This window comes from Acinetobacter sp. HY1485 (assembly GCF_027568475.1).
GTDB lineage: Bacteria > Pseudomonadota > Gammaproteobacteria > Pseudomonadales > Moraxellaceae > Acinetobacter.
Genome location: NZ_JANKZG010000001.1, coordinates 37,961 through 53,237, shown reverse-complemented (window position 1 = coordinate 53,237; position 15,277 = coordinate 37,961). Strand labels below are relative to the sequence as shown.

Sequence of the window (15,277 nt, the reverse complement as noted above, 5' to 3'; positions counted from 1 at the left end):
TCAGGCTATTCTTTCATATTTAGTATTTGGTTGACTCGAGATATGATTTTTAAGCTCACTTGAAGAAATTGCAGCCGTTCTTGGTAAATATACAACTTCACAGAAATCTTTTAAAAAATCAAATTTTCCTTCCCAATCATGTCCCATTACAAATGTATCCACTTCTAGTTGCTGGATATCTTGAATTTTTTGCTCCCAGTTTGTTTCGGGAATAACCATATCCACTACTTTTAAAGCCTCAAGAATCGCTTTTCGATCTTGATAGCTAATAACAGTATGTTTATTTTTACTTGCTTGGTTAAATTCATCTGTTGATAAAGCAACAATTAAATAATCACCTAAAGCTTTTGCACGTTTTAATAATTTCAAATGCCCAACATGAAACAAATCAAAGGTTCCATAAGTAATTACTTTTTTCATATTACACTCTCCTTTACCAATCTAACGCAACTTTAGTAGCAACAGCAATACGGTACAAGATTTCGGTAATACCACGTGCAATTTCTACAGACTTAGATGAAACTTTTGGTAAGACTATAATTTCATCACCTTCTTGAATTTTATAGCTTTTCTTCACAAGTAAAGCTTCGCCATTTTGACGAATTACAATCACTTTAGATTTATTGGATTTCTGACTAAAGCCACCTACTTGATCAATATAACGCTCTACTGTCATGTTAGGTTGATATTCAACACCATTTGGAAAAGCAACTTCACCATGTACCATAACAACAGATGTTTTTTCTGGTACAACTAATACATCGCCTTGCTCTAAAATGACATTATTGTATGTATTCGGGTTTAAGATCACTTGCCCTTTTGGCTCAACTAAACGTGCTTTTGCGATAAACTCTCTAACAAGTTGAGCATCTTTAGAACGTAAATTTGCTTCTTCTTGTGTACTAGAACGTACATTAAATGTTGCATCTTCTAACTTGTCTAAAGAAGTATTTAACATCTCTTTTTGACGTTTTGCTACAGATGGACGATATAGTTGTAATGCCTGTAATTGAGACAAGCTGTTTGGCTGAATTTGCTGAATAACTTCAGATAACTTTGAACCATAAGGTAAAACTACAGCATGTGCCCCATTATGTGCACCTTCTACACGCACTTGGATTGTACCTGCATAACGGTCTGCTGTTACGCTTAGAACATCTCCATCTTGCACCATTACATTTTGAGCAGCTGCAAGTGAGTAATACTCACTACGATATTCATTACCTTGACGGCGCATAATACTTACATTGGTTGCACCAGGCTTAGTTTTAGCAATACCTAATGCTTGACCTACTGTAATTTCAGAGCGATTAAATTCAAAATCATACTGATTGTACACCTCTCCACTTACATTAAATGTATGTGTTCTTGGACTTACTACAATCACATCGCCATCTTTAAACGAAAATGGTAAGATTTTTCCTGCAAGTAAAAAATCATAAAGATTTACATGCTGCATAAGCTTACCATCACGCATAATATTAATATCTACATAGCTACCACGCTCTGGGTCTACTCCACCTGCACGATCTAAATACGCAGTTACCGTATCATTTGCAACGCCACCATAATTACCTGGCTGATTTACAAAACCCGTGACAAGTACTTTTACAGGTTGTGCTTGTTCTAAGGCTGCATATACCCCTACATTTGCAACGTAGGTTTTCCGTACACTTGCCTCTATTAAGCTTTGTAAATTGCCATTTGTTGTCCCTGCAACTTTAACAGGCCCTACATTTGGAATAAAAATATTCCCTTGTGGATCTACGGTTTGTGTACCTGCAAACTGATATGCACCCCACAAACGTAAATTGATATTGTCACCTGGATTTAAACGATAACTGCTATTAAACGTAGAACCTGCCGTTGTTGCAAAAGCGCCTTTAAATAGCTGTGAGCCAAACATATTTTTGGTGCTGAGATACTTATTTGAACTACTTGCTGAAAGTCCTACAATAGATTGATTTGGTAAAATTGTACGATCTGCAGATGCTGTCGTCGTTTCTGTTTTTGAATAGGCAACATCTGGTATGAGATTATTCATATCCGCAGCAAAAGAATGAGCAATACTGGTTGCCAAAACTGAAAGAAGTAGAATTTTTTTCATAATTTATTCTCGATGCTCACGAATAATAGAGTAAGTCAAAAGACCAATTCCAAATAAAATATTAAGAATAATAAAAGCTGTACAACTTAAGTAAACTTTACGTGGATATAAGGCATCTTGTGCCAAACGTGGTGTAGAAATTACAACTAGTTTTTTGAGCTTACGAGAAGCCTCTAGACGCGCTTTTTCTAAAGAACCTAATGAGATTTTGTATAGATCTGTAGCAAAGACAACCTCTGCTTTAAGCTCTTCAAAATCGGCAATATTACGGTTAAGTTTTTGATGGTTAGGCGAGGTTAATTTTGCATTTTCATCATCAATTTGTTTTTGAACCGATTGAATTTGACTACGAATAGCCACAACTTGTGGTGCATCTGGGTTTAAGTAACTCAGTAGTGTTCTTTCTTCAGTACGTAGCTGAGCTAGATTACTTTGTAATCCTGCAACTAAAGTTGCAACTGCCTTAGCTTGTGTTTCAGGGTCAAACATTTGATTCTTATTTTGATAAGCAATCATTTTTTCGCGTGCTTGGCCTAACTTTAAATTTGCATCTTTTAATTGTTTTTCAGCAAAGGTAAGTTGCTCCGTTGCAATACTCTGTGAAATATAATTAATAAAAGTGTCACTTTGATTTAAGATGGCTTGATTCAATTTTAGAGAAAATTCAGGTGAGAAACCCTCAGTAGCCACTTGTAACATCATGGTTTTTTCATCTAAACGAATATCTACACGTTTCTTAAAATATTCTACTAAATCTTCAATTGGTACATCTTGTGATAATGAAAAAAATGGATCATTTGATTGATGAAATGCTTGTTTTAAATTCAGTGTCTTATCTAATTTTTCGACCATATCACGCGAAGTAATATATTCTTTTAAAATATTCGTATCTTCGTTACTGGTATTAGACACACCCAACAATGCACTCAATCCGCTACCATCTACTGCAGAAGAAGTTCCTACTTGCTTAACTAATACAACAGAAGACGATTCATAACGATCGCTTGCAAAAAAACAGAGGTACAAAATAATTATAAGCAGCGGTACGATAACAAACGCACCGTATGCACCTACCATACGTTTATTTATTGTGGATTGCATAATCTTTATATACCTCTACCGCTTCTTTAACATCACTGAAATATTCAGCAACACCATCTCTTACCAAAAATGCAACATCGCAATTTCGAGTTAAATCACCCAAATCATGTGAAACCATAATAATATTTGAGCTTTCTTTTAATTGATCTAACAGCATTTGACTCTTTTTACGAAACGCCGCATCGCCAACTGCTCCTGCTTCATCTAGTAAATAATAGTCAAAATTAAAAGCCATACTTAACCCAAAGCCAATACGGCTACGCATACCCGAAGAATAACTTTTGATCGGCATATCAAAATATTTTCCAATTTCGGCAAATTCTTCAACAAACCTAACCACATATTCTACTTGTTCTTCGGTTGTTACATATAAACGTGCTACAAATCTTACATTTTGTCGGGCTGTTAGACTACCTTGAAAACCACCTGATAATGCTACAGGCCAAGAGATCGTTTTATTTGTAATCACTTTTCCTGAATCAGCATAGTCAATTCCACCAATAATACGCAAAAGCGTACTCTTACCTGCACCATTTTTCCCGAGTAATGCAACACTTTTATTTTCTGGCAACACTGCATTTAAGTTTTTAAATACATAATGTCGCCCTTTTGGTGTCACATAAGACTTTGTCAAATTCTGTAACTTAATCATTTTGACTTCACCATACGGCGTTCAAAGCGCTTGTACAATAAAAGGCCTAAAAACAATGTACCAAGTAACCATATAAGAAAATAACTCAAGCTAATGCCTTGTACTAATGGATAAGTTGGTGCAACTGCATGGCGCATAAGCTCAATAATATGAATAATTGGGTTAAATAGTAAATAAGACTGATATTGCTGTGGAATTAATGAAATTGAATAAATAATTCCAGATAAGAAATATAGAACTGTAAATAATACAGATAAAAACTTAGCAACTTCTTTAGAAAAATCGCCTAGAACCATAAATACAAGGCTAAAAGCCACTGTAAACAAAAAGAATAAGAACCAATAAAATAAGAGCTCAGGTACAGCCTCAAAACTCATCTGATAACCTGACCACAAAACAACGATTGTAAAAAATATATAGGTTGAAAAACCTAAAAAAAGTTCTAAAAAATTACGAGCAAGCAAAGCATCAATTGGTTTAACAGGCTTATAACTAAACAAACCCTGATTGGAGGCTGCTGCACTAAGCGCTTGTGTTACCCCTGTTCTAAACATAAAAAATGGGACAATTCCATTAATTAGAAAAATCTCGTAATCAATACCAGGAAGTGTTTTTTTCATTAAAGAACCAAACAGGAAAATCATAATTCCAATGTTGAATAATGGTTCTAATAATACCCATAAATAGCCCAATCTATATCCACCAAAACGTGTTTGTAGCTCTCTTAGCAACAAAGCACGTATAGACGCATACATGACTTTTAAACCACTTCTTGGTTTAAGCCGTGGCAGCTTTTGCGCAGATGATGACATGTTTCGCTCTATATATTTTTTTTAAAATATTTCAAAATTTTACTCATCATACAGACAACATTCTGCTTTAAAAAGGCTTTGTATGTATATAAAAAAGGTAAAATCTTTAAAATATTGATTATCCAAGTAAAAAACGACACATAAATGTATCGTTTAAAAAAGTTATATTTTATAAATATTTAGAAATTATTCGGATTTTCTAACTTCTTCATTTCCGAAACTTTACTTGGGTCATGAAATGCAGCCACACCATCATCTGCTTTAATGTCTTCAACAATTGTTGGGTTATATACACTAATTGTTTCATGCCCATGTGCATCTTCACCTACAATATACTTTACCCCTGTACGGTTCATTTTATGGCATAAACGTTGGTACAAACCTTTAAAGCCTTGCGTTTCTTCGTCTGGATTATGATAAAATGCATTCATCACCGCAGGTAAACCCAAACCACACACCACACCAGACATTAATACACTAATGAATGTATAACCAATTAAAATGCTACTGTATGGACTTAAAGCAGGATGGTTCGCAACCGCTAGGATTAATGCAAGCGAAATACCACCACGAACTCCGCCCCAACTTAAAATGGCTAAGCTACCGTTATAGCTATTTTTTCTAAATGTCGGAATAAATGCAAAAGATAAGAAGTTCGCAGCAAATCGAGAGATATGTAAAATAACAAAAGCAACCATACCACCAATGATCATACTTACATTTAAATCAAGAATAAAAAGTTCTAAGCCAATCAATGTAAATAAAAACGAATTAATAATACCTTCTACAGTATGCCAAAAATGATTAATTTCTTGAGTTTCACGCTTACCAACAATCTCTTCCCATTTGTTGCCAACAATCAAACCACCAATCACACATGCAATAGGGGCAGAAGCATGTGCAAACAATGCAACTAAGTAAGAACCACACGCAAGCAATGCAGTCGTTAAAATCAAAGACTCATGCTCATGCTTACCACGCATCAAACGTAAAATAGCTAAACCAAAGCCCCATCCAATAATAATTGCGATGACAATTTCATAGAGCAAGGTTTCTAACGTACCAAGCAACGTAAAGTTGTTCCCCTGTAACACACTTAATAGTGTCATAAACACGGCAATACACATGGCATCATTAAATAAAGACTCACCCTCTAATTTAACAATAAGATGATGTGGTGCACGGACTGAACTTAAAACACCTTTTACTCCAATTGGGTCGGTTGCACCTAATGCAGAACCCAATAAAATTAAAACTAAAAGCGGTACAGTATTGCCAATAAGTGCCTGAAAACCGTATAACATGCCACCAAACAAAACTGCACAAAGCACTAATGAAATGGTTGCTAAAATACTAATTGGTTTCCAATGATTACGTAGATCTGAAATTTTAAACTTAAGTGCAGATGAGGTTAAGATAAAACAGATGACCCCATTAATTAAAAAGTCATAAAAATCAATATGACGGACAGCATCTTCAATATGGTGAATATTAATAGAAATAAACTGATTCCCATTCAATAAACTTGCACACCATTGCAAAATAAAGACAAGAACAGCTGAAACAATTGGTACGCCAATTGCCTGTGGAAAGCCAAGAATACGGCGGTTAAAAATGGTGGTTGCAATAGACAGTGCAAAAATCACTGTAAAAACCTGTAAAATAAAATAGCTTCCCATAGACAACCTTATTCTTAAAAGATATTCAAAAAACCAATCGAATTTATAAAAAAGTCCAATTACTTCGATTATTGTACAAAAAAAATGGAATTTTTGCACAAAAAAAAGTGCCTTTCTTTAAGACACTTTGCTTAAAACAAAATTAAATTGAGCCACTAAATGTATCACAGCTCTCTAAATTGCCACTTTGTAGTCCTCGGTTAAACCATGTCATCCGTTGCTGACTTGTTCCATGTGTAAAGCTATCAGGTACGACTCTCCCCGTTGCTTGATGCTGTAAATAATCATCACCAATTTTCTGTGCAGCATCCATTGCTTTTTCAATATCGCCCTGTTGTAAAAACTGTTTTTGATCGTTATTTTGTTTTGCCCAAATACCTGCATAACAATCTGCTTGAAGTTCTTGGCGTACCGAGAGTAAATTACTTTGTACTTTATTAGATTGTGCACGTAATTTAGAGACTTGGCTTGATGTGCCTAAAAGCGTCTGTACATGATGTCCAACCTCATGTGCAATCACATAAGCATAAGCAAAATCGCCTCCTTGCATCCCCATTTGTGTTTTCATTTGTTTAAAAAACTCAGTATCTAAATATACTTTTTGATCGGCAGGACAATAAAAGGGACCCATTGCCGATTGACCTTGCCCACATGCGGTTGAAGTTGCCCCCGTATACATCACTAAAGTAGGAGTTTTATAGGTCATATTGTGCTGTTGAAAAATGGGTGTCCATACTTCTTCTGTACTACGCAATACTTTAGATACAAAGGTCTTAGACGCAACTTGCTCAGCGGTAGGTTGCTGTATTTGTTGGGGTTGCTGTTGAGAGGTCACTTGTTTTGTAACTTGATATGCCTGCTGAGGGTCTGCACCAAAAAATTTCCATGCAACAAATGCAACCACAAGTCCAATAATACTAATGCCACCTGTTTTAACCGCACCACCGCGACGGTCTTCTACATTTTTACTTTCTTCTTGATTATCTAAGCGCATAATTAAGCCTTTTTAAAGATTTTTTGCCCAAGTAATACCACTGCAACCACAATTGCGCCTGCAATAAAGCCAATCCCCATATTGATGAGTGTTGGTACTAGCCCATCAATAATTGTACCCACTGTTGGAATAGTAGAAACATGATGTGTTGCTTCTTCAGTAAAATGATGAACAGATGGCATTGCATGTGCAATGATGCCACCACCCACTAAAAACATGGCAATTGTTCCAACAATAGAAAGACCTTTCATGAGCTTAGGTGCAAAAGAAAGTAAAAAATTGCCTAATGCTTTTTGTACAGCAGATTGCTTTTTAGTCAGGTATAAGCCTAGGTCATCAATTTTTACAATCATTGCCACAAAGCCATAAACCCCTACTGTCATTACAAGTGCAATTAGGCTCATGACAACAATTTTATTCATCAATGTTGTCGTTGCCACTGTACCTAAAGTCAGCACTACAATTTCAGCAGATAAAATAAAATCGGTTCTAATCGCTCCTTTTACTTTTTCATTTTCGTACTGTTCTACATCTTGAATAGGCTCTTTTTTCTCTTCTGTTTCTTTATGCATCAAAGAATGTAAAACCTTTTCTACACCTTCATAGCACAAAAATAAACCACCAATCACCAAAAGCGGTGTAATTAACCATGCTGCAAACACACTAATCACTAGCGCAAGGGGCACTAAAATACATTTATTGAGTAATGAGCCTTTTGCAACCTTCCAAACCACAGGTAATTCACGATCTGCTGTTACCCCTGTGACTTGTTGTGCATTGAGTGCTAAATCGTCACCTAAGACACCTGCTGTTTTTTTTGCAGCAGTTTTGCTCATTAAGGCAACATCATCTAATACTGTTGCAATATCATCTAATAAAACAAGCAAACTACCTGCCATAATTTTTTCCAAATTTTAGTTATCACAATTATTGTAAAGCGTTTTATTTAATCTGACACAGCAAGATTATGTATAGACACACATTTTATACCGTACAATAATCGCATAATAGAAAGAGTTTTAGGAAAACAGATGACAGTAGCAGACCAACGCCCTATTATTTTGACAGGAGACCGCCCAACAGGACAGCTCCATCTTGGACACTTTGTAGGCTCGTTACGTTCACGCGTCGGCTTACAAGACTCTCATCATCAACATATTTTACTTGCCGATGCGCAGGCACTCACTGACAATGCCGATAATTTTGCCAAAGTGCGTAATAACGTATTAGAGGTTGCAACCGATTATCTTGCTGTGGGTATTGATCCAACTAAAACTACAATTTGCGTGCAATCTCATTTATCTGCTTTAAATGAACTCACCATGCTTTATCTAAACTTTGTAACAGTGGCACGTTTAGAACGTAACCCAACCATTAAATCTGAAATTCAGATGCGCGGTTTTGAGCGTGATATCCCAGCAGGTTTTTTATGCTACCCAGTTGCACAAGCGGCAGATATTACTGCGTTTAAAGCCACAGTTGTCCCTGTTGGTGAAGATCAAATTCCAATGATTGAGCAAACCAATGAATTGGTACGCCGTATCAATCGTCAAATTGGACAAGATGTTTTACCTGAATGCAAAGCATTACTGTCTAACATGGGACGTTTACCAGGTTTCGATGGCAAAGCGAAAATGTCGAAGTCTTTGGGCAATACCATCGTATTAAATGCAACAGATAAAGATATTAAAAAAGCAGTTAATTCAATGTATACCGATCCAAATCACTTACGCATTGAAGATCCAGGTCAAGTTGAAGGCAATGTGGTATTCACTTATTTAGATGCATTTGATCCAAATAAAGAAGAATTAGAAGATTTAAAAGCGCATTATCGCCGTGGTGGTTTAGGTGATGGCACAGTAAAAAAACGTTTAGAAGGTATTTTAAAAGAATTAATTGCACCTATTCGTGAACGCCGTAACGAACTTGCCAAAGACCCTGACTATATTATGGATGTACTGCAAACAGGGACTAAAAAATGTCAAATTATTACGCAAGAAACACTTAATGAAGTCAAACACGGACTTGGTATGTTTCGCTTTTAAGTAATACACCTTAAAAAAGGCACTCATATGAGCGCCTTTTTTAAGCAAAAGTACATAAAATCACCATTTAATGACTAAAAACCTAGCATTTTACTCGGTTTTAGGCATATAATTCCTTTATTGATTTTTACAACGGTTTTCGTTGTTCTGCGCAGTCGTCACCCCAACTACTGCGCATTTTTTTTGTCCAAAAAAAACGACCCCGAAGGATCGTTTGATTTATTTGCGTTTTCGCTGTATGGCATGAATTGCACGACCATCTACAGCCAAGGCAGCTTCATGTACCACTTCAGAGAATGTTGGGTGACCAAACGTCATGAGTTGTAAATCTTCAACCGAAGATACGAACTCTAAAGAAATCATACCCTGATGAACGATATCTGACGCATTAGGACCTACAACGTGCATACCTAATAAACGGTCTGTTTTGGCATCTGCAACAAATTTCACAAAACCTGCTGTTTCGCCTGCGGCTAACGCACGTCCATTCACTGCAAATGGGAACTGACCTGTTTTAACTTCGTGTCCATTTGCTGATGCTTGTTCTTCAGTTAAGCCTACCCAAGCTGCTTCTGGATGTGTGTAAATCACACTGATAATCGTATCGTAGTTCACTTGTGCTGCATGACCATGAATCCGCTCAACAGCCATCACGCCTTCTTCCATTGCTTTATGTGCAAGCATTGGACCACGAACTAAATCACCAATTGCATAAACACCATCAACAGAAGTTGCACAGTGATCATTCACTTCAACTAAACCACGTTCGGTCAGTTTAATACCACTATCATCTGCAAGTAAGCCTTCTGCATACGCTTTACGACCTACACAAACAATCAGCTTATCAAATATTTCTGTTTTTTCTTCGCCTGCTTGCGTGTATTTTACAGTCACTTCACGATCGTTAATGTCTGTACCTGCAACCTTGGCACCAATACGAATATCCATGCCCTGTTTTTTCAGAATTTTCTGGAATTCTTTTGCAAGTGCTTTATCTGCCATTGGTAAGAAGCTATCCATCGCTTCAAACACAACAACTTCAGAACCTAAACGACGCCAAACAGAACCAAGCTCTAAACCAATAACACCTGCACCAATCACACCTAAGCGTTTTGGTACTTCAGGAAAGCTTAAAGCACCCGTTGAATCAACAATAAGGTCTTGATCTACAGGCGCAACAGGAATATTTACAGGCACAGAACCAGATGCCAAAATTACATATTTTGGCGCTAAAACTTGTGTTTCACCTTCATGTGGTACAAATTCTACTTTTTTACCTGCAAGTAGTTTACCTGTACCTTGTAACCATTCAATGTTATTGCCTTTCAATAGACCTGCAACACCACCTGTTAACTGTTCTACTACTTTTTCTTTACGTGCAAGTAATTTTTCTAAATCAAAATTAACTTCGCCTGTAGTAATGCCATGTTCTGCAAGTTCGTGTTTTGTTGCTTCATAACGGTGTGAAGAATCTAAAAGCGCTTTAGAAGGAATACAACCCACATTTAAACACGTACCACCTAAAGATGGCTTACCGTTATGTATACGCTTTTCGATACATGCAACTTTAAAACCCAGTTGTGCTGCACGAATTGCCGCTTCATAACCACCAGGACCACCACCAATCACAACAAGATCAAACTGTTGAGACATACTTATCTCCATATACCACAATAACTGCTTGAGTTATTGTGGTTTTTTATAGTTAAAGGTCAAGAATAAGTTTTGCAGGTTCTTCTAGCAACTCTTTTACGGTCACTAAGAAACCAACTGCTTCTTTTCCATCAATCATACGGTGATCATAAGACAATGCAAGATACATCATAGGTAAAATTACCACTTCACCATTAACCGCCATTGGACGCTCTTGGATTTTATGCATACCCAAGATACCCGTTTGTGGTTGATTTAAAATTGGTGTAGATAATAATGAACCAAACGTACCGCCATTTGTGATAGTAAATGTGCCGCCACTCATCTCTTCAATTGAAAGCTTGCCATCACGTGCTTTAGCTGCATAACCACGGATATTTGATTCAACCTCAGAATAACTCATTCGGTCGGTATCACGTAGTATAGGTACCACTAAGCCACGTTCAGAAGATACAGCAACGCCAATGTCATAAAAACCGTGATAAACAATGTCATCACCATCAATAGAGGCATTTACAGCAGGATAGCGTTTAAGTGCTTCTGTCACTGCTTTCACAAAGAAAGACATAAAGCCTAAACGTACGCCATGACGCTTTTCAAAGACATCTTTATACTGTTGGCGTAAGTCCATGATTGGCTTCATGTTCACTTCGTTAAACGTGGTTAACATCGCTGTCTGTTGTGTTGCAGATAATAAACGTTCTGCAACGCGTTTACGCAGACGTGTCATCGGTACACGTTTTTCAATACGTTCGCCCACAGCAACACTTAAAGGTGTTGTTGCAGGTGCAACTGTCTGATGGTTTACCACATCTTCTTTTGTGATACGTCCGCCACGTCCTGTACCTTGTACATCAGACGCTTCAATACCTGTTTCTGTCAGTGCTTTACGTACCGCAGGTGCTTGATCTTGCACAGGCTGACGCTCTACGACAGGCGCTGCACCTGCTTGTGTATGAGCAACTTCTTCTTCAACCCTTTTCTCTTGTGGTGCTGCTACCGCGCCTGCTTCAAACTGCGCAATTACTTCACTTGAAAGAACGGTATCGCCTTCGTCTTTTACAATTTGTACAAGTTGACCATCAGCAGGGGCAACAACTTCAAGCACCACTTTATCTGTTTCAATATCACAGATCACTTCGTCACGTGCAATTGGCTCGCCCACTTGTTTGTGCCAAGTTGCAATAGTGCCGTCTGCCACAGACTCTGGAAATACAGGTGCCTTAATTTCGGTGGACATTGTTTTTATCTCTCCTGATTATTCAACTTCAATCGCAAGTGCGTCAGAAATAAGTTGAGCTTGTTGTTTCGCATGTAAGTAAGGTGAACCACATGCAGGTGCTGCCGATGCTGCACGTCCTGCAAATTGAACTTTTTGACCCGCAGTTTCCATTAAGAACGGTGCGATACACAACCATGCCCCTTGGTTCTTCGGCTCTTCTTGACACCATACCAAATCTTTCATGTTTGGATAAGTTGCTAACACTTCTTGCAAACGTTTTTCAGGATATGGATAAAGCTGTTCTACACGCACAATTGCCACATTCTCAAGTGCTTGTTCACGACGTTTTTCAAGTAAATCGTAATACACTTTACCGCCACATAAAACTACACGCGTTACAGCATCTTTTGCCACTTGATCCACTTCGTCAATGACTGTTTGGAATTGACCATGCGCAAGCTCATCTAATGTTGATGTTGCAAGTTTATGACGTAGTAATGATTTTGGTGACATCACAATCAATGGTTTACGTAATGGACGCACCATTTGACGACGTAAAATATGATAGATTTGTGCAGGTGTGGTTGGCGTTACCACTTGCATATTATCTTCTGCACATAGCTGTAAGAAACGCTCTAAACGTGCAGATGAATGCTCAGGACCTTGCCCTTCAAAGCCATGTGGCAATAGCATGGTTAAACCACACACACGTTCCCACTTAGTTTCACCTGATGCAATAAATTGGTCAATCACTACTTGCGCACAGTTTGCAAAATCACCAAATTGTGCTTCCCAAATGGTTAAGCAATTTGGCACTGTTGTTGCATAACCATACTCAAACGCAAGCACTGCTTCTTCAGATAATAAAGAATCCCAAAGTGCAAAACGTGGTTGGTTTTCTTTTACATGACACAGCGGAATATACACAGAGCCATCAGTTTGGTTATGTAGCTTTGCATGACGATGTGAGAACGTACCACGCCCAACATCTTCACCACTAACACGCACCAAATAGCCTTCGTCAATTAAAGTGGCATACGCTAAAGTTTCAGCTGCACCCCAATTTAGTGGCATTTCACCCGTTTGCATTTTTAAGCGATCATCAATCACTTTTGCCACTTGGCGTTGCATTTGGAAACCTTCTGGTAACTCACGCATTTTTTCGCCAAGTTGTTTTAAACGCTCAAGGTCAAACGAGGTATCCCAATCATCGGTATAGTCATGCCCTAAATACGGCGACCAATCCACAAACATATGCTTGTTTGGCTCAAGTACCAATGCATTTGCAACATGCTTACCTGCTTCTAAATCAGAACGATAATCTTCAATCATCTTATCTGCGCTAGCACGATCAAGCACATTTTCTTGCACCAATTGATCAGCGTAAAGCGTACGCGTGGTCGCTTTTTTGTTAATCACTTGATACATCAATGGCTGTGTTGCTGATGGCTCATCTGCTTCATTATGTCCACGACGGCGATAGCAGAATAAATCAATTACAACATCTTTGCGGAACTTATGACGGAAGTCATGTGCAAGTTGCGAGATAAACACAACTGCTTCAGGATCATCACCATTCACATGAAAAATTGGTGACTGAACCATTTTTGCAATATCAGTACAGTATTCTGTTGAACGTGCATCACGCGGATCAGATGTAGTAAAACCAACTTGGTTATTCACCACAATATGAACTGTACCACCTACCGTATAGCCACGCGTTTGTGACATTTGGAAGGTTTCCATGTTTACACCTTGCCCTGCAAATGCAGCATCACCATGCACAATCACAGGTAAAACGTCATCACCACCAATATCTTCACGGCGAACTTGACGCGCACGTACAGAACCCTCAACCACAGGTCCTACAATTTCTAAATGAGATGGGTTAAAAGCAAGCGCTAAATGTACTTCACCGCCTGGTGTCATTACATTAGATGAGAAACCTTGGTGATATTTTACGTCGCCCGAACCACGTTTATTGAGTGCTTTACCTTCAAACTCACCAAATAAATCAGCAGGGTTTTTACCCATGATATTTACAAGTAAGTTTAAACGCCCACGGTGTGGCATACCAAGAACCACTTCTTTACAACCTACAGCGCCTGCACGTTGGATGAGCTCATTTACCATTGGAATAAAAGACTCACCGCCTTCTACACCAAAGCGTTTTGCACCGACAAACTTATTACCTAGATATTTTTCTAAGCCTTCTGCCGCTGTTAAACGCTCTAAAACGTGTTTTTTCTGCTCAGGCGTAAACTTGAATTGACCACGCGTACTTTCTAAACGCTCTTGAATCCAATCACGTTCTACAGTATCAACAATATGCGTATATTCAGCACCGATTGAACCACAATAGGTTGCTTCCATGGCATCTAGCATTTCGCTTAGCGTTGCTTCTGATTTACCAATAGCAAGATTGCCTGTATTAAATACAGTGTCTAAGTCCGACTTAGTTAAACCATGCGCATTAAGCTCTAAATCTGGTACATATTCACGTTTTGCCAAACCGAGTGGATCTAATTTTGCTTTTTGATGTCCACGATTACGGTATGCAGCAATCAGTTGTAATACACCAATTTGACGGCGTTCGTGCTCAGTGCTGATGGTACTTTGAACAATAGGCTGAACACGGTTTGAATTACGTCCTAGTAATAAAAACTGTTCACGCACTGTGCCATGTGGCTGGTCACCTTTAGGGAATTTATCAAAGTATTGACGCCAGTCTTCACTGACAGATGACGGTGACGCGAGGTACTGCTCATATAGTTCTTCGATATATGCTGCACTATCAGCAGACAGTTCAGTATCAAGACGCCATGCGTCGGTAATTTCTTGCATTTGTGGACCCATTTCCTTTTTTGCAAAAACCAATTAGTTGCTTATGATATGCCATGCGACATATCTTTTCATCGTTATCACTATGAATTATAACGTTTAGGTAAAACGTCATTTTCCATAAATACATTCAACTTTAGTCGAGTTTTGCAGAGCGTTTTTATTAAAAAG

General features: G+C 38.0%; 12 protein-coding genes. 1 reads left to right on the top strand and 11 read right to left on the bottom strand.

Features of this window, described 5'->3' with window-relative positions; all coding sequences use genetic code 11:
- The 8 genes from tagD to PCI70_RS00215 all read right to left on the bottom strand — a co-directional run bounded on the left by tagD (window position 1) and on the right by PCI70_RS00215 (window position 8,244).
- The gene (tagD, locus tag PCI70_RS00250; protein WP_269913356.1) at window positions 1-420 is read right to left on the bottom strand and encodes a glycerol-3-phosphate cytidylyltransferase; all 420 of its coding nucleotides are present in this window, start codon (window positions 418-420) and stop codon (window positions 1-3) included.
- Window positions 421-433: 13 nt separating this feature from the next.
- A complete protein-coding gene (locus tag PCI70_RS00245) occupies window positions 434-2,107 on the bottom strand; it encodes a polysaccharide biosynthesis/export family protein (RefSeq protein ID WP_269913355.1) in 1,674 nt (557 codons plus the stop codon).
- A gap of 3 nt (window positions 2,108-2,110) precedes the next feature.
- The gene (locus PCI70_RS00240) at window positions 2,111-3,208 is read right to left on the bottom strand and encodes a capsule biosynthesis protein (protein WP_269913354.1); all 1,098 of its coding nucleotides are present in this window, start codon (window positions 3,206-3,208) and stop codon (window positions 2,111-2,113) included.
- Window positions 3,189-3,860: an ABC transporter ATP-binding protein gene (locus PCI70_RS00235; RefSeq protein WP_269913353.1), complete on the bottom strand. Its 672-nt coding sequence runs from the start codon at window positions 3,858-3,860 to the stop codon at window positions 3,189-3,191. The genes PCI70_RS00240 and PCI70_RS00235 overlap by 20 nt, the downstream gene beginning before the upstream one ends.
- The gene (locus PCI70_RS00230) at window positions 3,857-4,672 is read right to left on the bottom strand and encodes an ABC transporter permease (RefSeq protein ID WP_269913352.1); all 816 of its coding nucleotides are present in this window, start codon (window positions 4,670-4,672) and stop codon (window positions 3,857-3,859) included. Before PCI70_RS00230 ends, PCI70_RS00235 begins: the two co-directional genes overlap by 4 nt.
- A gap of 179 nt (window positions 4,673-4,851) precedes the next feature.
- Window positions 4,852-6,351 carry a cation:proton antiporter gene (locus PCI70_RS00225; RefSeq protein ID WP_269913351.1) on the bottom strand — a complete coding sequence of 500 codons (1,500 nt, stop codon included), beginning with the start codon at window positions 6,349-6,351 and terminating at the stop codon, window positions 4,852-4,854.
- 142 nt (window positions 6,352-6,493) lie between these two features.
- A complete protein-coding gene (ypfJ, locus tag PCI70_RS00220; RefSeq protein ID WP_269913350.1) occupies window positions 6,494-7,345 on the bottom strand; it encodes a KPN_02809 family neutral zinc metallopeptidase in 852 nt (283 codons plus the stop codon).
- A 2-nt stretch (window positions 7,346-7,347) separates the two neighbouring features.
- Complete coding sequence (locus PCI70_RS00215) at window positions 7,348-8,244, bottom strand: DUF808 domain-containing protein (protein WP_269913349.1); 897 nt, start codon at window positions 8,242-8,244, stop codon at window positions 7,348-7,350.
- 132 nt (window positions 8,245-8,376) lie between these two features.
- Between PCI70_RS00215 and trpS the strand changes: the two genes are divergently transcribed.
- The gene (gene trpS / locus PCI70_RS00210) at window positions 8,377-9,390 is read left to right on the top strand and encodes a tryptophan--tRNA ligase (RefSeq protein ID WP_269913348.1); all 1,014 of its coding nucleotides are present in this window, start codon (window positions 8,377-8,379) and stop codon (window positions 9,388-9,390) included.
- 219 nt (window positions 9,391-9,609) lie between these two features.
- Here trpS and lpdA read toward each other — a convergent pair whose 3' ends face one another.
- Genes lpdA through PCI70_RS00195 form a run of 3 tightly spaced genes read right to left on the bottom strand, consistent with a single transcriptional unit; the run spans window position 9,610 to window position 15,109 of the window.
- Entirely contained in the window at window positions 9,610-11,043 is a 1,434-nt protein-coding gene (gene lpdA, locus PCI70_RS00205; RefSeq protein WP_269913347.1) for a dihydrolipoyl dehydrogenase, read from the bottom strand.
- 52 nt (window positions 11,044-11,095) lie between these two features.
- Entirely contained in the window at window positions 11,096-12,283 is a 1,188-nt protein-coding gene (gene odhB, locus PCI70_RS00200; RefSeq protein WP_269913346.1) for a 2-oxoglutarate dehydrogenase complex dihydrolipoyllysine-residue succinyltransferase, read from the bottom strand.
- An 18-nt stretch (window positions 12,284-12,301) separates the two neighbouring features.
- Complete coding sequence (locus tag PCI70_RS00195; RefSeq protein WP_269913345.1) at window positions 12,302-15,109, bottom strand: 2-oxoglutarate dehydrogenase E1 component; 2,808 nt, start codon at window positions 15,107-15,109, stop codon at window positions 12,302-12,304.
- Window positions 15,110-15,277: the final 168 nt, after the last annotated feature.